26 protein-coding genes are annotated in these 25,189 nt (G+C 68.3%); 10 read left to right on the top strand and 16 right to left on the bottom strand.

What is annotated here, in order from left to right:
• Window positions 1–50: 50 nt before the first annotated feature.
• Window positions 51–527: a bacterioferritin gene (bfr, locus tag ASC91_RS27490; protein WP_056205148.1), complete on the bottom strand. Its 477-nt coding sequence runs from the start codon at window positions 525–527 to the stop codon at window positions 51–53.
• A gap of 106 nt (window positions 528–633) precedes the next feature.
• Here bfr and ASC91_RS29090 point away from each other — a divergent pair, with 106 nt between their 5' ends.
• The 6 genes from ASC91_RS29090 to ASC91_RS27465 all read left to right on the top strand — a co-directional run bounded on the left by ASC91_RS29090 (window position 634) and on the right by ASC91_RS27465 (window position 7,974).
• Window positions 634–855, top strand: coding sequence for a bacterioferritin-associated ferredoxin (locus tag ASC91_RS29090; protein WP_082533065.1), 222 nt, complete (start codon window positions 634–636; stop codon window positions 853–855).
• Window positions 856–979: 124 nt separating this feature from the next.
• Window positions 980–1,195 (top strand): cold-shock protein, encoded by a 216-nt coding sequence (locus tag ASC91_RS27485; protein WP_056205145.1) that lies wholly within the window; start codon window positions 980–982, stop codon window positions 1,193–1,195.
• A gap of 86 nt (window positions 1,196–1,281) precedes the next feature.
• Window positions 1,282–3,573: a YgiQ family radical SAM protein gene (locus tag ASC91_RS27480; protein WP_056205142.1), complete on the top strand. Its 2,292-nt coding sequence runs from the start codon at window positions 1,282–1,284 to the stop codon at window positions 3,571–3,573.
• Between the two features lie 129 nt (window positions 3,574–3,702).
• A complete protein-coding gene (locus ASC91_RS27475) occupies window positions 3,703–5,916 on the top strand; it encodes a bifunctional diguanylate cyclase/phosphodiesterase (RefSeq protein WP_056205140.1) in 2,214 nt (737 codons plus the stop codon).
• A gap of 46 nt (window positions 5,917–5,962) precedes the next feature.
• Window positions 5,963–7,183, top strand: a complete 1,221-nt coding sequence (locus ASC91_RS27470) for a 6-phosphofructokinase (protein WP_056205139.1) — start codon at window positions 5,963–5,965, stop codon at window positions 7,181–7,183.
• Complete coding sequence (locus tag ASC91_RS27465; RefSeq protein ID WP_157282191.1) at window positions 7,180–7,974, top strand: ABC transporter substrate-binding protein; 795 nt, start codon at window positions 7,180–7,182, stop codon at window positions 7,972–7,974. The genes ASC91_RS27470 and ASC91_RS27465 overlap by 4 nt, the downstream gene beginning before the upstream one ends.
• A 6-nt stretch (window positions 7,975–7,980) precedes the next feature.
• On the opposite strand, the gene ASC91_RS27460 is transcribed toward ASC91_RS27465, so the two are convergent.
• On the bottom strand, window positions 7,981–8,442 hold the full coding sequence (locus ASC91_RS27460; RefSeq protein ID WP_056205133.1) for a YciI family protein: 462 nt from the start codon (window positions 8,440–8,442) through the stop codon (window positions 7,981–7,983).
• A 65-nt stretch (window positions 8,443–8,507) separates the two neighbouring features.
• Here ASC91_RS27460 and ASC91_RS27455 point away from each other — a divergent pair, with 65 nt between their 5' ends.
• The 3 genes from ASC91_RS27455 (at window position 8,508) to ASC91_RS27445 (ending at window position 11,716) form a co-directional block, all read left to right on the top strand.
• Window positions 8,508–8,978: a glyoxalase/bleomycin resistance/extradiol dioxygenase family protein gene (locus ASC91_RS27455; protein WP_056205131.1), complete on the top strand. Its 471-nt coding sequence runs from the start codon at window positions 8,508–8,510 to the stop codon at window positions 8,976–8,978.
• Window positions 8,979–9,053: 75 nt separating this feature from the next.
• Window positions 9,054–9,452, top strand: coding sequence for a BlaI/MecI/CopY family transcriptional regulator (locus ASC91_RS27450; RefSeq protein WP_056205129.1), 399 nt, complete (start codon window positions 9,054–9,056; stop codon window positions 9,450–9,452).
• On the top strand, window positions 9,449–11,716 hold the full coding sequence (locus ASC91_RS27445) for a M56 family metallopeptidase (RefSeq protein WP_056205126.1): 2,268 nt from the start codon (window positions 9,449–9,451) through the stop codon (window positions 11,714–11,716). Before ASC91_RS27450 ends, ASC91_RS27445 begins: the two co-directional genes overlap by 4 nt.
• Before the next feature lie 20 nt (window positions 11,717–11,736).
• On the opposite strand, the gene ASC91_RS27440 is transcribed toward ASC91_RS27445, so the two are convergent.
• From ASC91_RS27440 to ASC91_RS27380, 13 genes are all read right to left on the bottom strand, one after another.
• Window positions 11,737–12,645, bottom strand: a complete 909-nt coding sequence (locus ASC91_RS27440; protein WP_056205123.1) for a hydroxymethylglutaryl-CoA lyase — start codon at window positions 12,643–12,645, stop codon at window positions 11,737–11,739.
• A 3-nt stretch (window positions 12,646–12,648) separates the two neighbouring features.
• Complete coding sequence (locus ASC91_RS27435; protein WP_056205120.1) at window positions 12,649–14,631, bottom strand: acetyl/propionyl/methylcrotonyl-CoA carboxylase subunit alpha; 1,983 nt, start codon at window positions 14,629–14,631, stop codon at window positions 12,649–12,651.
• A gap of 94 nt (window positions 14,632–14,725) precedes the next feature.
• Window positions 14,726–14,932 (bottom strand): hypothetical protein, encoded by a 207-nt coding sequence (locus ASC91_RS27430; RefSeq protein WP_056205118.1) that lies wholly within the window; start codon window positions 14,930–14,932, stop codon window positions 14,726–14,728.
• A 1-nt stretch (window position 14,933) separates the two neighbouring features.
• A complete protein-coding gene (bioB, locus tag ASC91_RS27425) occupies window positions 14,934–15,974 on the bottom strand; it encodes a biotin synthase BioB (RefSeq protein WP_056205116.1) in 1,041 nt (346 codons plus the stop codon).
• On the bottom strand, window positions 15,971–16,672 hold the full coding sequence (gene bioD / locus ASC91_RS27420) for a dethiobiotin synthase (RefSeq protein WP_056205112.1): 702 nt from the start codon (window positions 16,670–16,672) through the stop codon (window positions 15,971–15,973). Before bioD ends, bioB begins: the two co-directional genes overlap by 4 nt.
• Window positions 16,669–17,883: an 8-amino-7-oxononanoate synthase gene (locus tag ASC91_RS27415; protein WP_056205107.1), complete on the bottom strand. Its 1,215-nt coding sequence runs from the start codon at window positions 17,881–17,883 to the stop codon at window positions 16,669–16,671. Before ASC91_RS27415 ends, bioD begins: the two co-directional genes overlap by 4 nt.
• On the bottom strand, window positions 17,870–19,159 hold the full coding sequence (gene bioA / locus ASC91_RS27410) for an adenosylmethionine--8-amino-7-oxononanoate transaminase (RefSeq protein ID WP_056205104.1): 1,290 nt from the start codon (window positions 19,157–19,159) through the stop codon (window positions 17,870–17,872). The genes ASC91_RS27415 and bioA overlap by 14 nt, the downstream gene beginning before the upstream one ends.
• Window positions 19,156–19,770 (bottom strand): DUF4126 domain-containing protein, encoded by a 615-nt coding sequence (locus ASC91_RS27405; RefSeq protein ID WP_056205101.1) that lies wholly within the window; start codon window positions 19,768–19,770, stop codon window positions 19,156–19,158. Before ASC91_RS27405 ends, bioA begins: the two co-directional genes overlap by 4 nt.
• Window positions 19,771–19,775: 5 nt before the next feature.
• Entirely contained in the window at window positions 19,776–20,285 is a 510-nt protein-coding gene (locus ASC91_RS27400; RefSeq protein ID WP_056205099.1) for a hypothetical protein, read from the bottom strand.
• Window positions 20,286–20,289: 4 nt separating this feature from the next.
• Window positions 20,290–21,075, bottom strand: a complete 786-nt coding sequence (locus tag ASC91_RS27395) for an enoyl-CoA hydratase/isomerase family protein (RefSeq protein ID WP_056205097.1) — start codon at window positions 21,073–21,075, stop codon at window positions 20,290–20,292.
• Window positions 21,072–21,593, bottom strand: coding sequence for a GNAT family N-acetyltransferase (locus tag ASC91_RS27390; RefSeq protein WP_162247878.1), 522 nt, complete (start codon window positions 21,591–21,593; stop codon window positions 21,072–21,074). Before ASC91_RS27390 ends, ASC91_RS27395 begins: the two co-directional genes overlap by 4 nt.
• A gap of 40 nt (window positions 21,594–21,633) precedes the next feature.
• Window positions 21,634–22,428, bottom strand: coding sequence for a M48 family metalloprotease (locus ASC91_RS27385; RefSeq protein ID WP_056205089.1), 795 nt, complete (start codon window positions 22,426–22,428; stop codon window positions 21,634–21,636).
• Window positions 22,428–24,035, bottom strand: a complete 1,608-nt coding sequence (locus tag ASC91_RS27380; protein WP_056205086.1) for a carboxyl transferase domain-containing protein — start codon at window positions 24,033–24,035, stop codon at window positions 22,428–22,430. The genes ASC91_RS27385 and ASC91_RS27380 overlap by 1 nt, the downstream gene beginning before the upstream one ends.
• A 163-nt stretch (window positions 24,036–24,198) precedes the next feature.
• On the opposite strand from ASC91_RS27380, the gene ASC91_RS27375 reads away from it, so the two are divergent.
• Window positions 24,199–24,891 (top strand): TetR/AcrR family transcriptional regulator, encoded by a 693-nt coding sequence (locus ASC91_RS27375; protein WP_056205083.1) that lies wholly within the window; start codon window positions 24,199–24,201, stop codon window positions 24,889–24,891.
• On the opposite strand, the gene ASC91_RS27370 is transcribed toward ASC91_RS27375, so the two are convergent.
• Entirely contained in the window at window positions 24,888–25,169 is a 282-nt protein-coding gene (locus ASC91_RS27370; RefSeq protein ID WP_056205081.1) for a hypothetical protein, read from the bottom strand. The two genes, ASC91_RS27375 and ASC91_RS27370, sit on opposite strands and share 4 nt — an antisense overlap.
• Window positions 25,170–25,189 lie beyond the last annotated feature (20 nt).

The following is a 25,189-nucleotide window of genomic DNA, read 5'->3' as shown; positions in this document are numbered from 1 at the left end:
ACAAGAAAAAGCCGCCTGCGAGAGGCGGCTCGGCGCGAGGGTGAGGGTGCTCAGCTGGGCTCGCTCATCTGCGACTGCAGATAGTTCTGCTCGCCAACGGTGGTGACGAGTTCCAGCTGGGTTTCGAGATGGTCGATGTGCTCCTCGGTGTCGTCGAGGATCTGCACGAAGATCTCGCGGGACACGTAGTCGCGCACCTGCTCGCAGTAGGCGACGGCTTCCTTCAGGTGGACGTGCGAGGCCTTTTCGATGATCAGGTCGCAGCTCATGGTCTCGACGGCGTTCTCGCCGATGTAGAGCTTGCCGAGGTCCTGCAGGTTGGGCAGGCCGTCCAGCGTCAGCACGCGCTCGATGAGCTTGTCGGCGTGCTTCATCTCCTCGATGGACTCCTCGTACTCGTGCTTGGCCATCTTCAGCAGGCCCCAATTCTTCAGCATGCGGGCGTGCAGGAAGTACTGGTTGATGGCCGTCAGCTCCAGCTTCAGCTGGGCGTTGAGGTGGGCGATGACTTGGGGGTCGCCTTTCATGGGGAGCTCCGGATCGTGAAATTAAGCCGCAGTATCCCCAGTGAAAGCCCCACGGCAAAACCGCTCTTTCTGCAAATGAGACCGATTCGCATTAGACTTCGCACCCATGATTGTTTGTGTCTGCCACCGAGTCTCTGATCGCGACATCGCGATTGCCGCCTCCAGCGGCTGCCCGGATTTCGAGGCCCTGCAGGATGACCTGCGCGTGGCCACGGCCTGCGGCGCCTGCCGGGACTGCGCCTGTGCGGTTTTCGAGGAAAGTCGTGTCGAAGGCGCCGCTCCGCGGGGACGCGGCATGGTGGTCGTCCCGATCCGACTGGCGGCATGAACTAGAATGCTCCCCGGCGCCGACATCCGGCGCCTTTTTGTTGGTCTGATTTCCTGAACGTCGTTGTGAATTCCGCAGCCGATCTGGGGCGGGCCACGCAGCACGACAACAGTAAGGAAATTCCATGAGCACCCTCCAAACCGGCACTGTCAAATGGTTTGACGACGGCAAGGGCTTCGGCTTCATCACGCCGGCCGACGGCAGCAAGGACCTGTTCGCCCACCACAGCGAAATCAAGAACAACGGCGGCTTCCGCACGTTGGCTGAAGGCGCCCAGGTCGAATTCGAAGTGAAGCAGGGCCCCAAGGGCCTGCAAGCAGCAAACATCCGTTCGCTGTAATCCCTCACGGCTTTGGCCGTTGAGTCAAGCCCGCGCCCTGCGCGGGCTTTGTGCTTTCTGGGTCCGCCGTCGACAATCCACCTCTTATGTCCGCCTTGCCCGTCACTGCCCCGAAGGCCCTGACCGCTTACCGCCCGTTCTGGGCCAAGCGTTTCGGCCCCGCACCCTTCCTGCCCATGAGCCGGGCGGAGATGGAGCAGCTCGGCTGGGATTCCTGCGACATCATCATCGTCACCGGCGACGCCTACGTCGACCACGCCAGCTTCGGCATGGCCGTCATCGGCCGCACGCTAGAGGCGCAGGGCTTTCGCGTCGGCATCATTGCCCAGCCGGACTGGAACAGCGCCGACGCCTTCAAGGCCCTGGGCAAACCCAATCTGTTCTTCGGCGTCGCGGCCGGCAACATGGATTCGATGATCAACCGCTACACGGCTGATCGAAAAATCCGCAGCGACGACGCCTACACGCCCGGTGGCGAGGGCGGCAAGCGCCCCGATCGCGCGACCCTGGTCTACACCCAACGCTGCCAGGAAGCCTTCAAGGACGTGCCCATCGTCATCGGTGGCATCGAGGCCTCGCTGCGTCGCATCGCCCACTATGACTACTGGCAGGACAAGGTCCGCCGCTCCGTCCTCGTGGACAGCAAGGCCGACCTGCTGGTCTACGGCAACGCCGAACGCGCCATCATCGAGATCGCCCACCGCCTGGCGCGCCGCGAGCCCATCGAGAGCCTGACCGATGTGCGCGGCACCGCCTTCATGCGCCGCGATGACGACCCGACGGCCGAAGGCTGGTTCGAGCTCGACTCGACCGAGGTGGACCGTCCCGGCCGCATTGACGAGCTGATCAGCCCCTACCAGATCGTCGAAGAGAACAAGGCCTGCGCGTCCAACGACGCGCCCGATGGGGCGAAGCCCATCACCATCCACAAGACCGGCCGCATCACCATGCCGCCGCGCGACCACACGGTGGTGCGCCTGCCGGCCTATGAGAAGGTCAAGAGCGACCCGGTGCTCTACGCCCACGCCAACCGCGTGCTGCACCTGGAGACCAACCCCGGCAATGCCCGCGCGTTGGTGCAGCGCCACGGCGAGCGCGACCTGTGGATCAACCCGCCGCCCATCCCGCTGACGACGCCGGAGATGGACCACGTCTTCGACCTGCCTTACGCGCGCAGCCCGCACCCGAGTTATGCGGACGAGAAGGGCGGCCACGACGGCGCGACCAAGATCCCGGCCTGGGAAATGATCCGCTTCAGCGTCAACATCATGCGCGGCTGCTTCGGCGGCTGCACCTTCTGCTCCATCACCGAGCACGAGGGCCGCATCATCCAGAGCCGCTCGGAAGACTCCGTGATCCGCGAGATCGAGGAGATGCGCGACAAGGTCAAGGGCTTCACCGGCATCGTGTCGGACCTGGGCGGCCCGACGGCCAACATGTACCGCATCGGCTGCAAGAGCCCCGAGATCGAGGCCGCCTGCCGCAAGCCCAGCTGCGTCTACCCGGGCATCTGCCCGAACCTGAACACCAGCCACGACCCGCTGATCAAGATGTACCGCCGCGCGCGTGCGCTGCCGGGCGTCAAGAAGATCCTGATCGGCTCGGGCCTGCGCTACGACCTGGCCGTGCAGTCGCCCGAGTACGTGAAGGAGCTCGTCACGCATCACGTCGGCGGGTATCTCAAGATCGCGCCCGAGCACACCGAGAACGGGCCGCTGTCCAAGATGATGAAGCCGGGCATCGGCAGCTACGACCGTTTCAAGCAGATGTTCGAAGCGGCGAGTGCCGCAGCCGGCAAGAAGCAGTACCTGATCCCTTACTTCATCGCCGCCCACCCCGGTACCAGTGACGAGGACATGATGAACCTCGCCGTCTGGCTGAAGAAGAACGGCTTTCGCGCCGACCAGGTGCAGACCTTCTATCCCAGCCCGATGGCCACGGCCACGGCCATGTACCACTCGGGCAAGAACCCGCTCAAGGGCATCAGCCGTGACGAGACGCGCGGCGAGAGCGTGGACATCGTGCGCGGCGAGCGCCGCCGCCGCCTGCACAAGGCCTTCCTGCGCTATCACGACGCCAACAACTGGCCGCTGCTGCGCGAGGCGCTCAAGGCCATGGGCCGGGCCGACCTGATCGGCAACGGCAAGCACCACCTGATCCCGACCTATCAGCCCATCACCGACGGCAGCTACGAAAGCGCGCGGCGCAAGAACTCGACCGGCGTCACACCGGCGGCCAAACCAGCAAGTGCGGCGCCGATGAAGCCGGCCACCCCGCGCAAGGGCCAGCTCTTGACCCAGCACACTGGCCTGCCGCCGCGCGTGACCGGCGCAAGTCGTAACAGCGCGCCGCGTCCGGGCAAACCCGCAAAACGTTGAGGCGATTCGCAGGACTTTTGCCCCTGCTTTTCGTGACTACAAGGCCGAGGATGCCGTACGCTTGCGGCTACTTGACGAGTAGGAGCCGCGGCCGCGCCGTGATGCCCCAGCCCCGGAGCCCTCGCCCCCATGCAAGAAACGCCCGCCGTTGACGACGACCTGCTCGAGCTGCTCGACGACCCCGAGCACGCTGAAGGCGAGCATCGCCCGCAAGACCGGCCCTGGCGCATCCTCATCGTTGACGACGACGGTGACGTCCACAAGGCCACCGAACTGGCCATGCAGGGCCTGACCGTCGAAGGCCAGCCCCTCGTCTTCCTGCACGCCTCTTCCGCCGCCCAGGCCCGCCAGTTGCTGGCCAGCGAGGACGACCTCGCCGTCGTGCTGCTCGACGTCGTCATGGAGAGCGAAGACGCCGGGCTGCAACTGGTGCGCCATATCCGCGATGAGCTGTGTCTGAACGCCCTGCGCATCGTGCTGCGCACCGGCCAGCCCGGCTATGCGCCCGAAATCGAGACGGTGCAGGCCTATGACATCAACGACTACAAGACCAAGTCGGAGCTGACCCGCACGCGGCTGTACACGGTGCTGACGGCCGCGGTGCGCTCCTACCGCCAGATCTGCGCGCTGGAGGCCAACCGCCGCGGCCTGGAGATGATCGTCGAGAGCAGCACCTCGCTGTCGCGCATGCGTGGGCTCTCCCGATTCGCCGAGGGCGTCGTCACCCAGCTCTGCGCCCTGCTCGGCATCCTGCCCGAGGGCCTGGTCTGTGCTCAGGTCAGCGGCGAAACCGGCGACGAAGTCCGCATCGTCGCGGCCGCCGGCCAGTACAGCGGCCTCATCGACCGGCCGCTGGCCCAGGTCAAGATCGCCACCGTGCGGGACCGCCTGGAGCGCTGCCTGCAGCAGGAACGCAACCTCTACGACGACGGCACGGTCCTCTATTTCGGCATGGGCAAGGGCCGCGCGATGGCAGCGCTCGTGGATGTCGGCCGCGAGCTCGACGAGCTCGACCAGCAGCTGCTGCGCGCCTTCTGCTCCAACATCTCGGTCGGCTTCGAGAACGTGGTGCTCTACAGCCAATTGCTGGACCAGGCCTACAACGACCCGCTGCTGCGCCTGCCCAACCGCAACCGTTTCGTCGAGCTGCTCGACAAGAACCTGAAGGATCCGTCCGGTGTCACGCTCGCGCTGATCGACATCGACGATTTCTCCGACATCAACGACGCCTTTGGCCACCACTTCGGCGACCAGGTGCTGCAGGCCGTCGTGCACCGCATGAGCGAGACGCTGGGCCTGAACACCGCGATGGCCCGCGTTGGCGCCGACACCTTTGGCGTGCTGGGCGAGCATGCCAAGGTCTGCCCCGAGACCGTGAACAGCGTCTTCGCCGACCCCTTCATCGTTGCCGGCGAGCGACTGCAACTGTCCGCCACCACGGGCCTCGTGCGCCTGGGTGAATCCAAGGCCGTCGGCTCCGAACTGCTGCTCGATGCCCAGATCGCGCTCAAGCGCGCCAAGCAGCAGCAGCGCGGCTCATCTCAGTACTTCTCTGCCGCCATGGGCAGCGACGCGCGCGAGCGCTTCAAGCTGCTCAAGGGCCTGCGGACCGGCTTCGAGGAAAGCCAGCTCTTCGTCGTCTACCAGCCCCAGGTCGAGCTGAGCAGCAGCCGCATCGTCGGTGCCGAGGCCCTGCTGCGCTGGAAGACGCTGGATGGTCGTTTCATCCCGCCCGACCAGTTCATTCCGCTGGCCGAGCAGAGCGGCCTCATCATTCCCATCGGCGAGTTCGTCATGCGCACCTCCTGCGCCCAGCTGAAGAAGATGCAGGCCCTGGGCCATGCCGACTTCCGCATGGCCGTCAACGTGTCCATGGCGCAGTTCCGCCACCCCGGCTTCATCGACATGCTGGGCCGCGCGCTGCAGGACTGCGGCGTCGCCGGCCAGAACATCGAGCTCGAAATCACCGAGTCCATGGCCATGGAAGACGCCGACCTCGTGCTGCGTGTGCTGGCCGACATCAAGCAGCTCGGCTTCAGCGTCGCCATCGACGACTTCGGCACCGGCTTCTCATCTTTAAGCCAGCTGCGCCAGCTGCAGGTCGACCGCCTCAAGATCGACCGCGCCTTTGTGCAGGAGGCGCAGGCCTCGTCCGCCGGCTCGACGATCGCCCAGATGGTCATCAACCTCGGCCGCGGCCTGGGCCTGACCGTCATCGCCGAAGGCATCGAGACCGAGGAGCAGCGCCAGTACCTGATCGGCCTGGGCTGCCATGAGGGTCAAGGCTGGCTGTTCGCCCGGCCCATGCCCGCGGACCAACTTGAAGTTTGGATGAACCGCTGAGACCCCTAAACTCCGCGCCGTCGATTGACGACAGCCAGGAGCGTTCATGAGTCTCGCCAAGATCCTCGTCGCCCAGGGCGGCGGTCCCACCGCCGTCATCAACCAGAGCCTCGTCGGTGTCGTGCTCGAAGCGCGGCGTCAGGCCGGTGTGGGCAAGGTTTACGGCGCCCGCCATGGCGTGCGGGGCATCGTCAACGAGGACTTCGTCGACCTGACCCAGGAGACCAGCCACAACCTCGAGCTGGTGGCCAACACGCCGGCCTCGGCGCTGGGCTCCACGCGCGACAAGCCCGATGCCGCCTATTGCCGCGAGATCTTCACGGTGCTGCAGGCGCACGGCATCACGCATTTCTTCTACATCGGCGGCAACGACTCGTCGGACACCGTGCGCATCGTCTCGGAGGAGGCGCAGGCGGCCGGCTACCCACTGCGCTGCATCCACATCCCCAAGACCATCGACAACGACCTGGTGGGCAACGACCACACGCCGGGCTATGCGTCCGCCGCGCGCTTCGTCGCCCAGGCCTTTGCCGGCGCCAACCTCGACAACGCGGCCCTGCCGGGCGTCTACGTCGGCGTCGTCATGGGCCGTCACGCCGGCTTCCTGACGGCGGCCGCGGCCCTGGGCAAGAAGTTCGAGGACGACGGCCCCCACCTCATCTACCTGCCCGAGCGCCACTTCGACAACGAGCAGTTCCTGCGCGACGTGAAGGCCACCTACGAGCGCTTCGGCCGCTGCGTCATCGCCGTCAGCGAGGGCATCCACGACGCCAGCGGCACGCCGATGCTGTCCAAGCTGGCCGGTGACCTGGAGCGCGACGCCCACGGCAATGTGCAGCTCAGCGGCACCGGCGCGCTGGCCGACCTGCTCTGCGAGGAGATCAAGACCAAGCTCGGCATCAAGCGCGTGCGCGGCGACACCTTCGGCTATCTGCAGCGCAGCTTCCTGGGCTGCGTGTCCGACGTGGACCAACGCGAGGCCCGCGAGGTCGGCGAGAAGGCCGTGCAGTACGCCTTCCACGGCGACCGCGACGGTTCGGTCGCCATCAAGCGCGTCGGCTACTACGCGGTGGACTACGAACTGTTGCCCCTCACCGCCGTCGCCGGCAAGACGCGCACGATGGAAGACGAGTTCATCAGCGCAAGTGGCACCGACGTGACCGATGCCTTCCGCCTCTACCTGCGCCCGCTGCTGGGCTCTGGCATGCCGGACGCGTTCAGGCTGAGGCCGAACCCGGTGGAGAAGGTGCTGCGGCGCGAGCCGTGAGACCGATCTCCCCGCGGCTGCTGCTGGCGATCGCGGTGGCGATGGCCGGGCCGGCGGCCGCCGCGGAGGTCACGCTGCGCTTTTTGAGCCAGGACTTTCCGCCCTACGTCGAGCGAGAGGGGCAGCAGGCCCGTGGCCCGTTCGTTCGGCTGGTGATGGAGGGTTGTGCGCGCCTGGGCTGGAAATGCTCGGTCGAAGTCCTGCCTTGGCGTCGCGCCCAGGCCGCTGTCGAGCGCGGCGAGGCCGAGGGCATCTTCCCCCTGCTGGACACCCCGCAGCGCCGCCAGATCTACCACCTGAGCCAGCCCGTCGTGGGGGTCCAGATGGTCTTCTTCACACGCGTCGAGCAGGACTTCTTCTACCGTGATCCGGCCAGCCTGGGCACCCAGAGGATCATCGGTGTGTTCGGGCCGTCCGGGACGGCGACCGTGCTCCAGGACATCGTCGCCGCCAACCCCAACACCATGGTCGTCGAGCCCGACAACACGACGGTGCTGCGCAAGCTGCTGGCCGGTCGTTACGGCGAAGACGGCGTCGCCCTGATCAACCGCGACGTGGCCTGGCATCTGGCAGACCGCTCGCACCTGACGGGGCTGCGGGAGGCGGGCGTCGCCCATACGGACACCTATCGCATCGGCCTCGTGCGCAAGCGGGTCAGCGCCGCGCAGGCAAATGCCTTCATGGACATGCTGGCCGAGATGTGTACTTCGCCAGCGGCGGCCCTGCTGCTCGCGCCCGAACTGGTGCCGAGTGCGGCCTGCGGCGCCGTGCCGGCCAAAGCGGCGCGCTGAATGCCCTCACGGCTTGGGCTTGATCAGCTTCGGATGCCACTCGTTCACGGCCAGCAGCGCTGCCGAGCCGAAGTGCTTGTGCAGCTCGGCCACCATCTCGCCGCTGGCGATGACGGGGTCGGTCTCCACGGCCTTGCGGGCGACGTCCATGTCCGACGTCGCGAAGATGAAGAGGCCGCGCCAGCCGTCTACGCCGTCGAAGGGGCCTGCGTAGACGAGCAGGCCTTCCTTGGCCAGGCGGGTCATGTTGGCAAAGTGGCCCTTGAACATCTCGTCGCGCGCCGGGCCGGCGGGCATGGGCTTGGGGCCGGTCTTCAGCAGCACGAAGGTGTACGAACGCAGGCCCTGGTCGTTGGCACCCCAGGCCTGGGCCTTGGCGGCGTCGTAGATGGGCGCCTCCTGGGCCTGGACGGGCAGGGCGCAGAGCAGGGTGAGAGCGCAGGCGGCAAGCAGTTCAAACAGTTTCATGGTGGTGGTGGCGCGTCAGTCGGGGTGCGAGGATTGAACCGCACCCCAGCTTCAGCAAGACCGCGATGAAAACCCTTGGTTTCGCCAAACCCACCCCACCCGGCTGGCCGCGCCTGTCGTCGGCCCTGTACTGCGAGAACGCCCGCGAAGCCGTCGCCTGGTATTGCCAAGCCTTCGGTTTCGAGGTCGAGATCGTCGTCGACGCGCCGGACGGCAGCGTCATGCACAGCGAGATCCGCTATGGCGAAGCCATCGTCATGGTGGCCGAGGGCAGCGCCGAGCGCGAGGCGCGCTTTGGCGTGGCGGGGCGCTCCCCCAAGGCCGTCGACGGCGTCAACACGCAGACGCTGTTCCTCTATGTCGACGACGTCGATGCACATTGCGCCCAGGCCCGCGCGGCCGGCGCCAACGTGACCTACGAGCTGACCGACAACGACTACGGTGCGGAGTACTGGACCGACCGCAGCTATGGCTGCCTCGACCCGGACGGCCATCTGTGGTGGTTCAGCCAGCGGCTGCGCAACCCGCCTGTCTGACCCCCTGCCGAAAGACACTTGCTGCCTTCATGGCGGTCTTCTACATTTGTAGTACGACAACTGTAGAAGATCGTGATGGATGAGGACACCGGCAGTGGGGACGTGTCGCTGAGCGAGCTGCAGCTCAGCCTGATGCGCGTGCTTTGGGCGCGTGGCGAGGCCAGTACGGCCGATGTGGCGGAAGCGCTGCGCGGCGAGCGTGATCTCGCGCACACGACGGTGGCGACGCTGCTGACGCGCCTTGAAAAGCGCGGCCTGCTCAGCAGCCGCCGCGAAGGCCGTGCGCTGCTCTATCAGCCCCTCGTGACGCAGGCCGACGTGCAGCGCTCCATGGTGGGCAGCCTGGTCGACAGCCTGTTCGCCGGCCGCGCCAGCGCCCTCGTCAGCCACCTGCTGGACGCCCGCGGCGTCGATGCCGGCGAACTGGCCGAGCTGCAGGCGCTGCTGAAACAACGCAAGGGAGAGACGCGATGACCGATGTGCTGCTGACCTGGCTGTGCAGCTACCTGCTGCACAGCAGCCTGTTGATCGGCGCGCTGTGGGCGGCCGAGCGCGCCGGCGTGCTGGCCCGCCTGGCCCTGTCGACGCAGGAGACGCTGTGGCGCCTGGCCTTGCTGGGCGGCCTCGTCAGCGCCAGCCTGCCGCTGCTGCCCACGTTGCCTCAGACCGCGCCGGCCGATGTCGTGCGGCCCGCCGTCGTCGTGCAGGAGGCCGCGCCGGTGCCCGCCGATGTTCGGCTCATCGTCGTCGAGGCGCCCGCCGCCGCGCGGCCCAGCGCTCAGCTCGGCGCCTTGCCCATCACGACGCCGCTGGCGCCGCAGGCCCATGACGTCGCCATCGGCTTCATGGCGCTGTGGCTGGCGGGTGCCGTGTTGATGCTGCTGGGCCTGGCCCTGCAGTGGGCCTGGCTGCGCCGCACCGTGCGCTGCCTGCCCGAGTTGGCTGACGCGCGTTGGCGAACCCTGGCCGTGCGCCTCGCTGCCGACATGCGCCTGCCCCTGCCCTCATTGCGCCATGCACGCGCCAACTGGGCCAGCCCGCTGCTGGCGCCGGGCCGGGTGCTCTGCCTGCCGGCCTGGTGCCTGGACCTGCCGGACGACGAAGCTCGTGCCGTGCTCGGCCATGAACTGGCTCATCTGCGCCGCCGCGACCCCGCCTGGCGCCTGCTTGCCGCCGTCATGAAGACCCTGCTGTGGCCGCAGGTGCTGAACCGCGTCGCGCTGCAGCGCCTGGACCTGCTGGCCGAGCTGGCCTGCGATGCTGCGGCCGCTGCACCGACCGGCCAGCGCCTGGCCCTGGCGCAAAGCCTGCTGCGCTGCGCTGAGGCACTGAAGGCCCAGGGAGGCGGCCACGGCCCCGCCCTGGCCTGCGGTGCCGCCAGCGCGGGCTCGCCCTTGTTCGCCCGTGTGCGCCGCCTGCTCAAGGCCGAGGTCGAGGGTGAGGACGCTCCGCGCGAGCGCCGCGGCCTGCGCCTGGGACTGGTGGGCGCCATGGTGATCGCCCTGGTCGCGCTGCCGGCGGTCGTCGTCAGCCACACCGATGGACGCAGTCTTCTGGATCGCTTCGACCTTGGTGGCCTGAGCGACGGCATGTCCTTCTCGGTGCGCGGCACGCGCATCTACAGCCGCTATCCCGGCGGCAGCTTCTCCGTGACGCTGGACGGCAAGGCGGTGTTCAACGACGCCGAGGATGAAGTGCAGACGCTGACGGGCACCCTGACCGTGAAGGAGCGCGAGGGCGGGCTGACGCGCGAGATGGTGCTGAAGTCCATGGGCGAGGGTCGCATCGAGCGTGAGTACCGGGTCGGCAACGAGAGCCTGCCTTTGGATCAGGCCGGTCGCCAGTGGTGGGCCAAGGCCGTGCAGCGCATGGCCGAGGACCTGACCGACCCGCAGGTGCGTGCCCGCAAGCTGTTCGCCAAGGGCGGTGTCGATGCGGTGCTTACCGACATCGAGCGTGCCCGGGAGGACTTCCAGCGCCGCCGCCGCATCGAGGCCGCGCTGCAACTCGACGCGCCGCTGCCCGCGGTGGCGTTGGACCGCCTGATCACCGCCTCCACGACCCTGCAAGGTGCCTTCGAGCGTCGCGAGGCCTTGAGCGCCATTGCCCGCCAGCCGCTGAACGAACCCCAGCAGCTGGCCTGGCTGGCCGCCGTGGCCGGCATCGACAGCGACTTCGAGCGCCGTGAGGCCCTGGGGGCGCTGGCGCCCAAGCTGCTCGACAGCCCTGCCGTGCTCGCGGCCTGGACCGAGGCGCTGGGCCGTATCGGCGGCGACTTCGAGCTGCGCACGGCCATCGACAACCAGGTGTCGGCGACGCCCCAACCCGCCGTGCTCGCGGCCGCCGTGCAGGCGGCGGCGCGCATCCAGAGTGATTTCGAGAAGCGCGAGGCCCTCGGCGCCGTCGCGCAACGCATGCAGGGCGACGAGGCCGAGCTGGTCGACGCCTATGCCCGTGCAGCCGGCGGCATCTCGGGCGGCTTCGAACGGCGCGAGGCCTTGAACCGCCTGCTGGACCGGCCCAAGCTGGCGGCCGCAGGCCTGGAGCGCGTGCTGGCCAGCGCCGAGAGCATGGAAGGCGGCTTCGAGCGCCTGCAGGTGTTGCTGCGCGTGGCCGAGAAGCTGGGCCAGGCCAAGCCGGTCGATGCCGGTCTCGTTGAGCGCGTGCGCCGCGCCGGGCGCGGCCTGGGTGACCACGAGCGCGGTCAGATCGAGAACGCGCTGGACCGGCTGGGCTGACGCCGCAAGGCGCGGCGGGCTTAACTCGCTCGTTTCGCGAGCACGGCGCGCGCCACGCGCGACACCGGCGGGCGGCCCAGCACGTTGGAGATGTAGGCGCCGGCGTCCACGAGCTTGTCGAGGTCGATGCCGGTTTCAATGCCGAGACCATTGAGCAGGAACACCACGTCCTCGGTGGCGACATTGCCGGTCGCGCCCTTGGCATAGGGGCAGCCGCCCAGGCCGGCCACGCTGGCGTGGAAGCTGTGGAGCCCCAGTTCCATGCTCGCGTAGACATTGCTCAGCGCCTGGCCATAGGTGTCGTGGAAGTGCCCCGACACTTCGGCGAGCGGGAAGTGCTTCAGCGCCCGCTCCATGGCCGCCTGCACCTTGCGCGGCGTGCCGACGCCGATGGTGTCGGCGATGTCGATCGCGTCCACGCCCAGCTCGCGCAGCGGCTTCACGACGCGCTCGACCTGGTCGGCGGTGATTTCACCTTCGTAAGGGCAGCCGAGCGAGCAGGACAGCGCGGCGCGCACCTTGATGCCGGCGGCGTGTGCGCCTGCTATGACCGGCGCAAAGCGCTCCAGGCTTTCGGCGATGGAGCAGTTGATGTTCTTCTGCGTGAAGGCTTCGCTCGCGGCCGTGAAAACGAGGACCTCGTCGGGCCTGGATGCCAGCGCCGGCTCCAGCCCCTTCAGGTTGGGCACGAGCACCGAGTAGCGCACCCCGGTGCGGCGCTCGATGGCCGCCATCACGGCGGCGTTGTCGCCCATCTGCGGCACCCACTTCGGGCTGACGAAGCTGGTGACCTCGATCTCCTTGAGCCCCGCGTCCTGCAGCATCGCCACGAGCTGTGCCTTGTGCTCGGTGGCGACGTTCTCCTTCTCGTTCTGCAGCCCGTCGCGCGGGCCGACGTCGAGGATCTTGACGTGGGTGGGCAGGGCCATGGCTCAAGCCTCCAGTTTCAGCAGTTCGGCGCCGTCGCCGACTTGGTCGCCAATGCTGAACAGCAGCTCCGCCACCTTGCCATCACGCGGCGACGAGATGGTGTGCTCCATCTTCATGGCCTCCATGACGGCCAGCGGTTGGCCCTTGGTGACGGTGTCGCCGGCCTGGGCGAGGAAGGCGATCAGTTTGCCGGGCATGGGTGCCGTGAGGCGGCCGCCTTCGCTGGGCGAATCCCCGGCGTGGGCGATGAGGTCGACCTCGGTCAGCACGGCGGAACCGTTCGCGGCGAAGACGGCGACGCGTTCGCCCTGGGCGTAGGTCTTCACGCGGAGGCGATCGGCGCCGAGGAAGAGTTCATGTGTTTCGGTGTCGGCGGACTGAACCGCGAATTCGATGGCTTCGCTCTCGACCGTCAGCGTCATGCCGCCGCGGTGGTGGCGGGACAGCAGAACCTCGTGATGCACGCCGCCGGCCTCCAGATCGAAGCGCCGTGTCGCCGAGCCGAAGAGACGCCAGCCATCGCGGGCGCTCCACGGGTCGTTGCTTTGCCGCGTGCCCTCGACAGCCAGCGTGTGCGCGATGACCGCAGCCGCGCTGACTCGCAGCGGCAGGCCGGGCTGGTCGAACAGCACCGCCTTCTCGCGCTCGATCAGGCCGGTGTCGAGATCGGCCTTCGAGAACGACGCCGTGGCCGCGCAGCGGCGCAGGAAGGCGACGTTGGTCTGCAGGCCGACGATGTGGGTATCGCGCAGGGCCAGGTCCAGTCGGGCCAGCGCCTGCGCGCGGTCCTCGCCCCAGACGATGAGCTTGGCGATCATCGAGTCGTAGAAGGGGCTGATCGCATCACCTTCGCGCACGCCGGCGTCGATGCGCACGTTGCCTCGCTGGAAAGCCACATGCTCGGGCCAGCGTGCCACGTCCAGCCTGCCCGTGGCGGGCAGGAAACCGGCGTCCGGGTTCTCGGCGCAGATGCGCGCTTCGATGGCATGGCCGTGCATGCGCAGCTCGTGTTGCTTCAGCGGCAGGGGCTCGCCCGAGGCCACGCGCAATTGCCACTCGACCAGATCCTGGCCCGTGATCGCTTCCGTCACCGGATGCTCGACCTGCAGCCGTGTGTTCATCTCCATGAAATAGAAGCGGCCGTCCTGCTCGGCGATGAACTCCACGGTGCCGGCACCGACATAGCCGACGGCCTTCGCAGCGGCCACGGCAGCCTCGCCCATCTGCGCGCGGCGCTCGGGTGTCATGCCGGGCGCGGGCGCTTCCTCCAGCACCTTCTGATGGCGGCGCTGCACGGAGCAGTCGCGCTCGAAGAGATACACGCAGTCGCCGTGCGAGTCGCCGAAGACCTGGATCTCGATGTGGCGGGGCTTTTGCACATAGCGCTCGATCAGCACCGCGTCGTCGCCAAAGCTGTTGATGGCCTCGCGCTTGCACGAGGCCAGCGCCGCGTCGAACTCGTCGGCGTTGTAGACCGCGCGCATGCCCTTGCCGCCGCCGCCGGCGCTGGCCTTGATGAGCACCGGGTAACCGATGCGGCCGGCTTCGCGCTTGAGCAGCACGGGGTCCTGGTCGGCGCCGTGGTAGCCCGGCACCAGCGGCACGTTGGCCGCTTCCATCAAGCGCTTGGACTCGGCCTTCAGGCCCATCGCGAGGATGGCGCTGGGCGGCGGGCCGATGAAGACGAGGCCCGCATCGGCGCAGGCCTGGGCAAAGGCTTCGTTCTCGCTCAGGAAGCCATAGCCGGGGTGCACCGCTTGGGCGCCCGTGGCCTTGGCGGCTGCGAGGATGCGCTGCCACTGCAGATAGGAGTCGCGCGGCGCCGGGCCGCCGATGTGGACGGCTTCGTCGCAGGCCTGCACGTGCCGTGCGTCGCGGTCAGCGTCTGAGTAGACGGCCACGGTTTGAATGCCGAGGCGCTTGGCCGTGGCCGCAACTCGACAGGCGATCTCGCCGCGGTTGGCGATCAGGATTTTCTTGAACATCTCTTCTTGTCTCCGGTCTCGTGAACCTTCTACACGGTTGTTCAGGCGGGGCCAGGATCACTGGCGCTGAGGCAAGGTAAACAGGCGAGGGCGGTCAGCCCGGCTTGTTACCTTCCTGCAGCCGCTTGCGGCGGGCCTCGTAATCGTCATAGGCCGGTGCGTTGCGCTTCTCGCAGGCGCGACGGTCTTGCGCGTTGCCATTGCCGGCGCACTGGGTCTGCGCGATGTCCTGCACCTGGTCGTAGACAAAGGCGCAGCCGGACAGCGCGAGGACGGCAATCAGCAGGAGGGCTTGCTTCATGTCAGTGCGTGCAGACCTGTACCTTGGCCGCGGCGTCCGACGGCGTCAGCTCGGCCTCAGTCGAGCAGCGCATGCCCAGCCGCTCCAGCAGCGCCCGGTCCTTCTCGGCCTGCGGGTTGCTGGTCGTCAGCAGCTTGTCGCCGTAGAACATGGAGTTGGCGCCGGCCAGGAAGCACAGCGCCTGCATGGTCTCCGGCATGTCTTCGCGGCCAGCGGACAGGCGAACCATGGCGCGCGGCATCGTGATGCGGGCCACCGCAATCGTGCGGATGAACTCCAGCGGGTCCAGCGGCGCGGTGCCGGCCAGCGGCGTGCCTTCGACCTGCACGAGGTTGTTGATGGGCACGCTCTCGGGATAGGGGTCGAGGTTGGCGAGCTGGGCGATCAGGCCGGCGCGCTGGCGGCGCGTCTCGCCCATGCCGACGATGCCGCCGGAGCAGACCTTCAGGCCCTGCTGGCGCACGCGCTCCAGCGTGTCCAGGCGGTCCTGGTAGGTGCGCGTCGTGATGATCTGGCCGTAGAACTCGGGCGCGGTGTCGAGGTTGTGGTTGTAGTAGTCGAGGCCGGCGCTCTTGAGTTGCTCGGCCTGGCCGTCTTCCAGCATGCCGGCAGTCAGGCAGGTCTCCAGGCCCAGGGCCTTGACTTCGGCAATCATCTCGCCGATGGCGTCCAGGTGGCGCGGCTTGGGGCTGCGCCAGGCGGCGCCCATGCAGAAGCGCGTCGCGCCGTTCTGCTTGGCCGCGCGGGCGGCTTCCATGACCTCTTCCAGCGGGATCAGCTTCTCGGCCTTCAGGCCGGTGTCGAAGTGGGCCGACTGCGGGCAGTAGGCGCAGTCCTCCTCGCAACCGCCGGTCTTGATCGACAGCAGCGTGGACAGCTGCACCGCGTTGGCATCGAAATGCTCGCGGTGGACTTGCTGGGCGCGGAACAGCAGGTCGTTGAAGGGCAGCTCGAACAGCGCGGCGATCTCGCTCACGGTCCAGGGCTTGGCCTGGCGGCGGTCGGCGTCGGAAGTGGGGGTGAGGGTATGGATCTGGTTCATGCTGGGAGGTGTTCGAGCAGAGGTTCGAGCGACAGATGGCGTGCCATCGTGGCGTGGTCGGCGTGGGCCAGGCGCGGCACATGGCCGAGGCAGGGGGCGGCAAGGCCGCGCTGCAGAGCTTGCAGATTGTCGGTGACGTGAGGCTGACGCTCATCCACCGTGTTGGCCACCCAGGCGGCCAGCGTCAGGCCGCGTGCGCGCACCGCCTCGGCTGTCAGCAGCGCGTGGTTGATGCAGCCCAGGCGCAGGCCGACGACGAGGATGACCGGCAGGCCCAGGTCAGTGGCCAGGTCGGCCGTGTCCCACTCGTCGTTGAGCGGCACGCGAAAACCGCCCACGCCTTCGACGAGGGCGACGTCTGCGCGGAAGGCGACCGTGCGCAGCGCGTGCAGCACGGGTTCGCGGGCGATGGCCTCGTTCTCGATGCGGGCGGCGATATGGGGTGCGCAGGCGGTGCGCAGCTGCAGCGCGCCGACTTCGGCCGATGTGAGGTCCAGGTTGCCGGCGGCGCGCAGGCGCTCGACGTCGTCGTTGAGCCAGTGGCCGCCGATGAAGTCCTGCCCGGCCGAGATGGGCTTGAGCGCGGCGACGCGCCGGCCGGTCTGCGCGAAGGCGTGGGCCAGGCCGGCCGTGACGGCGGTCTTGCCGATCTCGGTGTCGGTGCCGGTGATGAAGAAACCTCTTCTCAAGGCGGTCATGCGGCCTGCTCCTGAGCCGCCGCGGCGCGCTGCAGCGCAGTCAGCAGGGCGTCCACGTCGGCAGCGGTGTGCGTGCCGCACAGCGCGATGCGCAGCCGCGCCGTGCCCGCGGCAACGGTGGGTGGGCGGATGCCGGGCACGCGCAGGCCGGCGCTCTCCAGTGCGGCGGCCAGGGCCATGACCTCGGCATTGCCGCCGACGATCAGCGGCTGGATGGGCGTGGCCGAATCGGTCAGCGACCAGCCCAGGCGCGGGTGCTGGTCGATCAGCGCCAGCAGGCCGTCGCGCAGCTGGGCTTGCAGCGCGACGAGGTTGGCGCGGCGGGCGGCGCCGAGCGGACCTTCGATGAGCTCGAAGCTGGTCAGCAGCGCATGCTCGATGGCTGGCGGCGAGGCGGTCGAGAAGATGAAGTTGCGCGCGGCCTGCAGCAGGTAGTCGACGATGGTGGCGTGGGCCGCGACGAAGGCGCCGGCGAGGCCGGCGGCCTTGCCCAGTGTGCCGACGAGGATCAGGCGTTCGCTGTGCAACCCGAAGTGCTCCAGCGAGCCGCGGCCCTTGTGGCCGAGCACGCCAAAACCATGGGCGTCATCGACGATGAGCCAGGCGTCGAACTCGTTGGCGAGGGCCAGCAGCGCCGGCAGCGGCGCCAGGTCGCCGTCCATGCTGAACACGGCGTCGGTGACGATGAGCTTGACCTTGGCGGTGCTGGCCGCCAGCAGCGCGCGCAGGCCGGCCACGTCGGCGTGGCCATAGCGCGTGACCGCGGCCTTGGCCAGGCGCGCGGCGTCGATCAGCGAGGCGTGATTCAGCTGCTCCGAGAAGATCTCGGTGTGCTCGTCGCCCAGGGCTGTCACAACGGCCAGGTTGGCCATATAGCCCGTGCAGAAGCCGATGGCTCGCGCCTGCGGGATGTGCGGTGCATACCAGCGTGCCAGCGTGTCGGTCATGGCCTCGTGCGCGGCGCTGTGGCCGCTGACCAGCGGCGAAGCGCCCGAGCCACCGCCCCACAGGCGAGCGCCTTCGGCAATCGCCTCGGCAATCGCTGGCTCGGCGGCCAGGCCGAGGTAGTCGTTGGAGCAGAACATCAGCAGCTCGCGGCCGTTGATGGTCTGGCGGGGCGCGGTGCCGTTGTCGGCGCGGCGCAGCGTGCGGGTCAGGCTCTGCGCGGCAATCGCGTGGAGCTTGGCCTGGAGGTGATCAAGCAAGGACATCGTTCAAGGTCGCCGTCACGGCCTGGGCCAAAAAGGCCGCGGTCGCGTCGTCGATCAGGTAGGGGGGCATCAGGTAGACGGTGTTGCTGATCGGGCGGATCAGCAGTTCGTGCTCGCGCGCCTTCAGGTGGAAGGCTTCCGCGAAGCGTGGTGGCGCTTGCGGCACATCGAAGGCCAGGATCATGCCGCGTTGGCGCAAATGGGTCACGCGCGGGGCCAGTGGCGCGAAAGCGCGGGTCAGCCGTTCGGCCTGGGCGCGGTTGTCGTCGAGCTGGCCGGCGTCGAAGCGGTCCAGCACCGCATTGGCCGCCGCGCAGGCCAACGGGTTGCCGGTGTAGGAATGCGAATGCAGGAAGCCGCGCGTGACGTCCTCGCTCCAGAACGCGGCGAACACGTCGTCGGTAGTCAGCACCAGCGACAGCGGCAGCGTGCCGCCCGTGATGCCTTTGCTGAGCAGGATGAAATCCGGCCATTCCGCGCCCGTCTGCTCCCACGCGAAGAAGGTGCCGGTGCGGCCGCAGCCCACGGCGATCTCGTCGGCGATCAGGTGGACGCCGAACTCGTGCGTCAGCTTGCGCAGGCCCTTCAGATAGGCCGGCGCGTACATGACCATGCCCGCCGCCCCCTGGATCAGCGGCTCGACGATGACGGCAGCTATCTGGTCATGGCGCTCGGCCAGCAACGCGCGCATGGCTTCCAAAGCCTCGGCCTCGTTGCCCAGGCGCCCATCCGGCGACGCGATGATGTGGGCGCGCATCAGCAGCGGGTCATAGGCGTCGCGGAACACCTGCACGTCGGTGACGCTGAGCGCGCCCAGCGTCTCGCCGTGATAGCTGTTCTTCAGGCAGACAAACTCGCGCTTCTCGGGCCGGCCGCGGTTCTTGAATGAGTGGAAGCTCTGCTTCAGCGCGATCTCGACGGCGCTGGCGCCATCGCTGCCGAAGAAAGCATGGCCGAGCGCGCCACCGGTGCGCGCCGACAGCCGCTCGGCCAGCCGCACGGCGGGCTCGTGGGTGCAGCCGGCCAGCATCACATGGGGCAGCGTGTCGAGCTGGGCCTTGATGGCGTCGTGAAGCGGCTTGTCGCTATGGCCGAACAGGTTGACCCACCAGGACGAGTTGGCGTCGAAATAGCGCCGGCCGTCGGTGTCGAACAGCCAGGGGCCATCGCCGCGGGCGATGGGCAGGGGCGGCACGTCGGCCAGGCGCGCCATCTGCGTGCAGGGGTGCCAGACGGCGGCGCGGCTGCGTGCGGCGAAATCGGAGGGAGAGGTCATGCGGGAGAGGGGCGGCGCACGCGCTTGAGCAGCGCGCGCAGGAACTTGAAGCACAGCCAGATCAGCGCGCCCATGACGACAAGGGCCAGGACGAGCAGCGGGAAGAAGATGAAAGGGTGCGCCCAGGCCAGCCACAGCATGGTCGGCACGGCCACATCGCCCATCAGCGACAAGCCGATGTTGGAGAACGGCTCGGGCGACGTGTTGGCGGCCGCGCGCGTGCTGGCTTTGGCCGTGTGCGCCACAGCCGCGAGGCCACCGCCGAACAGCGCTGCAACGACAGCCCAGGCCTGGCCATGGTCGCCCGCCCAGCCACTGACGAGTCCGGCCACGAGCGCCGCGCCGGCGGGGATGCGGATCAGCGTGTGCAGCGCGTCCCAGGCGCTGTCGACGAGGGGAATTTTGTCGGCCAGGAACTCGACGAATGCCAGCGCCGCGGCGCAGCTCATCACCAGTGGCGACGCCAGCACCTGCAGCCCGGGTGGCAGCGCGATCCAGCCCCAGTGCCCGGCAATGCCGACGAGCAGCACCGTCAGGTAAAGGCGCAGGCCGCTGGCCCAGCCGAGGGCGGCGGCGAGGGCGAGCAACTGGATGGCGTCGAGCTGGGGCATGCGGGTCAGGGCAGGCGCGGCCGAAAGCCCGACACTGTCGCGTTGAACAAGGCAGCGGCTCCATGGCCGGGCTGGCAGACCATGGAGAAGTTCAGCACCTTGCGGGAGGTCACGTAGCCCAGGTAGAGGTGCACGTGTTCGCTCTCCGCCTCCGCGGCGAAAGACAACTCCAGGCCAACGCCGCCCGAGTGTGGCTTGATGGCCCGATGCAGCACCTGGACTGGCCCGGCGCTGGCCTTCTGGATGGCCTCGAGGCGGCTGGCAACCACGGTCTCCGCCAGGCCCTGGGCCTTGTCGTCCGGGATCTCATAGAAATCAGCGGAGATGATGATGGCGGCGCCATCCTCGTCCGAGAAGAAGTTCAGCGTGTCGTCGTCCTGCACCGGCAACTGGCGCCAGCGGGCCGCCAGTTCCAGCAGGAACTCCGAATAGGCGTACTCATGCCGTGCCTCGGGCGCGGCCGGAACCGGCGCCGCAGACGGCGTCAGAGAGAAGGAGTACTTGAGGATGGCCATGGGCTCAGGCGCCCAACCAGGACGGCTTGGTCTTGGTCAGGAAGCTCTGCACGCCCTCGCGGCCCTCGGCGCTGGCGCGGATGTCGGCGATGCGGCGCGCCGTGTTTTCGCGCAGCTCGGGCGTGATCTCGCGGCTGGCCACGTCTTTGACGAGCTGCTTGCAGGCGCGCGCGGCGGCGGGGCCGTTGGCGGTGACGGCGGCGACGAGTTCATCGATCTTCGTGTCCAGCGCATCAGCGGCGACAACCTCGTGCACGAGGCCCAGACGCCTCGCTTCGTCAGCGGCAAAGCGCTCCGCCGTCACGAAATAGCGCCGCGAGGCCTGCTCGCCGAGTGCCTTGACGACGTAGGGGCCGATGGTGGCCGGCAGCAGGCCCAGCTTGGCCTCCGACAAGCAGAAGCCCGCCGCATCCACAGCGACGACGATGTCGGCGCAGGCGACCAGGCCCACGCCGCCGGCATAGACATCGCCCTGCACGCGCGCGATGACCGGCACGGGGCAGGAATAGATCGCCCACAGCATGTCGGCCAGCTTGGTGGCATCGGCGTGGTTCTCGTCCCAGGAGTAGCCAGCCATCGCCTTCATCCAGTTCAGGTCGGCGCCGGCGCAGAAGGCCTTGCCCTCGGCGGCCAGCACGATGGCGCGCAGGTCGGCACGCTGGCCCAGCTCGGTGAACGCAGCGGTCAACTCGGCGATCAACACCTCGTTGAAGGCGTTGCGCACCTCGGGGCGGTTCAGCGTGACGCGGGCGACATGGCCCTCGATCGTGACGGTCAGGCAGGTGTTCATGGCAATGTGCTTACGTGCGGGATTGTCCGGCCGGCCTCGCCAAGCGGCTTGCACATCAACACGGATCCATACGTCTTGCCCTGCCACTGCACGCCGCCGACGGTGGCATAGCCGCGGCGCTCGTAGCGGCGGCGTAGCGCGACGGCGGGCTCGGCGGTGTCCAGCGCGAGCCGGGCGAAACCTTGTTCGCAGGCCCAGGCCTCGGCGGCATCCATCAATCGCTCGGCGATGCCTTGGCCACGGCAGTCCGGGTGGACGGCCAGCTGCGACAGGATGGCCGTGCCAGCCGTCGTGTACAGCGGCGGCGGCGGGTCGGCGATGTAGGCCTCGCCGGCAGGCTTGGGGCCGCGCACGGCGACCGTGCCGACGAAGCGGCCGTCCCGTTCGGCGACGAAGCCATGGGCGCCGGCCAGGCGTTCACGCGTCACGTCGACGCTCTGGTCAACGGCGGTGAAGTTCCAGCCTTGGGCCGCGAGGCTGGCGTAGGACAGGTGCAGCAGCGTGGTGAGCGTTTGCATGCAGTCATTGCTGCTCAGCGGGCGGATGGTGACCATCTCGTCATCCCTTCAGCATTCGGGCTGGGTTGGGCTTGCCGCAGGCGCGGCTGAGCAGGGCCGGATCGAGCTGACGCGCGGCTTCATCGCGCGACAGCTCGTAGCGAGGCAGCAGCCGTTCAGTGGCGGGCCAGGGCGGCTGCGATGCGGCGGCCGCCCGGCAGAAGTTGTGTGCCACCTGGGCCGCGTTGGCATGTCGGCGTGCGTTGTCGGGGTGGGTGGGCCCGCCATGCGACTTCATGCCGGGAATGCGTTGACTGGCCGTGCGCCAGAGTGCCGCGCCGCGATGCACGTCGTACCCCGCCAGGCCGGCAAAGACCAGGCCGAGCGTGTCGGCGTCCAGCTCCTGGGCGCGCAGGTCTTGAGGAGTGTCTGCGTGGGGCTCGATACCAAACTGTTCACTGAGCGACAGCATCATCGCGTGCCCCTCGTCTGGGGCTTTGGCGATCTGCCGGCGCATCCTGAAGATGCCGTGACCCAACACCACGTGCGCCAGCTCATGGCCCATCGCTGCGGCGAGTTCGTCCTCAGACAGCACGGCCAGCAACTCATCGGAGATGCGGGTCATGTCGAACACCGCGAACGCGTTGCCTGCGCCGATCGGCCCCACGCTCTCGAAGGACACGGTGCAGCGGCGCTGGCCCTGCGCGTCGATTTCAGCCAGACGGCCGCACCACGGCGACGCGGCATGGCGCAGCGCGGCGTCCACGCGCCGCAGGTCTTCCTGCGTGGCGGCGTTGGCAGCAACGGTAAGGCTGACCAGCAGCGAGGTCAGCGTGGAGCGCAGGCGTGGGGTCATCACATCCGGAACACGCCGAACTTCGTCTCAGGGATGGGCGCATTCAGCGACGCCGACAGCCCCAGCGCCAGCACGCGGCGCGTGTCGGCGGGGTCGATGACGCCGTCGTCCCACAGCCGCGCCGACGCGTAGTAAGGATGACCCTGGTCCTCGTACTGCTGGCGTAGCGGTGCCTTGAAGGCTTCCTCTTCGTCGGCGCTCCAGGTGCCGCCCTTGGCCTCGACGGCGTCGCGGCGGATGGTGGACAGCACGCTGGCCGCCTGCTCGCCGCCCATCACCGAGATGCGCGCGTTCGGCCACATCCACAGGAAGCGCGGCGAGTAGGCGCGGCCACACATGCCGTAGTTGCCGGCGCCAAAGCTGCCACCGATGATGACGGTGAACTTGGGCACCTGGGCGCAGGCCACGGCCGTCACCATCTTGGCGCCGGCGCGGGCGATGCCGTCGTTCTCGTACTTGCGGCCGACCATGAAGCCGGTGATGTTCTGCAAGAAGATCAGCGGGATCTTGCGCTGGCAGCACAGCTCGATGAAGTGAGCGCCCTTGTTGGCGCTCTCGGCGAACAGGATGCCGTTGTTGGCGACGATGCCGACCGGCATGCCCTCGATGTGGGCGAAGCCGCAGACGAGCGTCGCGCCGTAGCGGGCCTTGAACTCATCGAACTCCGAGCCGTCGACGATGCGGGCAATGATCTCGCGGATGTCGAAGGGCTTGCGCGTGTCGGTGGGAATCACGCCGTGCAGCTCGGCGGGGTCGTGCGCCGGCGCCTTCGGTTCCTGCATCGCCAGTGGGCTCGCCTTGGTCCAGTTCAGCCGTGCGACGGACTGCCGTGCGATGGCCAGCGCATGCGTGTCGTTGTTGGCCAGGTGGTCGGCCACGCCCGAAAGGCGTGTGTGCACGTCGCCACCGCCCAGGTCCTCAGCCGTGACCACCTCGCCGGTGGCCGCCTTCACGAGCGGCGGGCCGCCCAGGAAGATGGTGCCCTGGTTCTTGACGATGATGGTCTCGTCGCTCATCGCCGGCACGTAGGCGCCGCCGGCCGTGCAGGAGCCCATGACGACGGCGATCTGCGGAATGCCTTCGGCGGACAGATTGGCCTGGTTGAAGAAGATCCGGCCGAAATGGTCGCGGTCGGGGAACACTTCGTCTTGATTCGGCAGGTTGGCGCCGCCGCTGTCCACCAGGTAGATGCAGGGCAGGCGGTTCTGCTGGGCGATCTCCTGCGCGCGCAGATGCTTCTTGACGGTGATGGGGTAGTAGGTGCCGCCCTTCACGGTTGCGTCATTGCAGACGACAACGCATTCCACGCCCGACACGCGGCCGATGCCAGCCACCACGCCGCCGCCGGGCGCCGCGTTGTCATACAGGTTCAGGCCCGCCAGCGGCGCCAGTTCCAGGAAGGGCGTGCCCGGGTCGAGCAGCATCTCGACGCGGTCGCGCGGCAGCAGCTTGCCGCGGGCCGTGTGCTTGGCGCGCGCGGCGTCGCCGCCGCCCTGGGCGATCTTGGCGAGCTTGGCGTTCAGGTCGTCAATGAGGCCGCGCATCGCGTCCGCATTGGCCTTGAAGTCGGCCGAGCGGGGGTTGAGCTGGGTATTGAGGACCGGCATGGTGTCTCCGCGAAGCCCATGCTCGAGTCAATGACTAAGCAGGGCTCAACTTATTGATTGACGGCCTCGTGAGCCGCGTGAGGGGCGCCAGAATAATCCAGGGTGAACACGGATGCAATGCCGACTTGAGTGTTACTCAAGAATTACGCAGAATGCGACCTCGATGACCACCGTCGCCGTCACGCCCCAGCGCAGATCCCCCGCAGGCCCCAAGGCCGAGCAGCGCGTGCGCGACATCCTGCGCGTGGGCCGCGAGGTGTTCGCCGAGCGCGGCTACGAGCGTGCGACGACGACCGAGATCGCCCAGCGCCTGGCCATCTCGGAGGCCACCGTCTTCACCTATTTCCGCGGCAAGCGCGAGCTCTGCATGCGCGTCATCCAGGACTGGTACGACGAGATCATCGCCGCCATCGAGGCCGGCCTGCCGCGCCAGGCTTCGGTGCGCGAGCAGCTGGAGTTCGTCGTGCTGACGCATCTGCGCCTGTTCCTGATCCAGGGCACGGGGCTGTGCGCGCTGGTGCTGTCGGAAGGCAGAACCAAGGGCCAGGACCTCGGCGAAGGCTTCGTCGAGCTGCAGCGGCGCTACACCGCGCCGCTGATGGAGCTGCTGGCGCGCGGCCAGGAGGCCGGCGAGGTGCGGCGCGACATCCCGCTGCGCATGCTGCGCTCGTTGGTGTTCGGGCCGATGGAGCACATGCTGTGGGAGGTGGTCATCACCGGCCGCCAGATCGACGTGGAGGCCAGCGCCCGCGATCTCGTCGCGCTGCTGTGGCCGGCCCTGCAGGCACCCGACCAGGAGCTGCAGCGGCTGCGCCGGCTGCGTGGGCAGCTGCAGGATGCGTTGGCTCAGGCCTAACGCGTCCAGGCCTGCACGAGCACCGTCTCGCAGACCTTGAACAGCAGCCAGGCCGCCATCGCCGCCAGCGTCGAGGCGATCAGCTCGGCCAGTTGCCGCAGCCCGCCGTCCTGCAGGCCCTGCCAGCCGTAGTTCGACAGCAGGGCTGCGTTTGCGCTCACCAGCCGCACCAGGTCCAGGGTCAGCAGGCCGAAGACGACAAAGCTCAGCACCATCAACCCGAAGCAGGCGAAACGGTGCCGGCGCAGCCAGCCGGTAAAGGCCGAGATCGTGAACATCGCACGCCCTCCTCGTGGTG

Source organism: Pelomonas sp. Root1237, assembly GCF_001425055.1.
Classification (GTDB): domain Bacteria; phylum Pseudomonadota; class Gammaproteobacteria; order Burkholderiales; family Burkholderiaceae_C; genus Pelomonas.
Note: the sequence above shows the minus strand (reverse complement) of the source record. Positions and strands in the feature narration are given on the sequence as shown.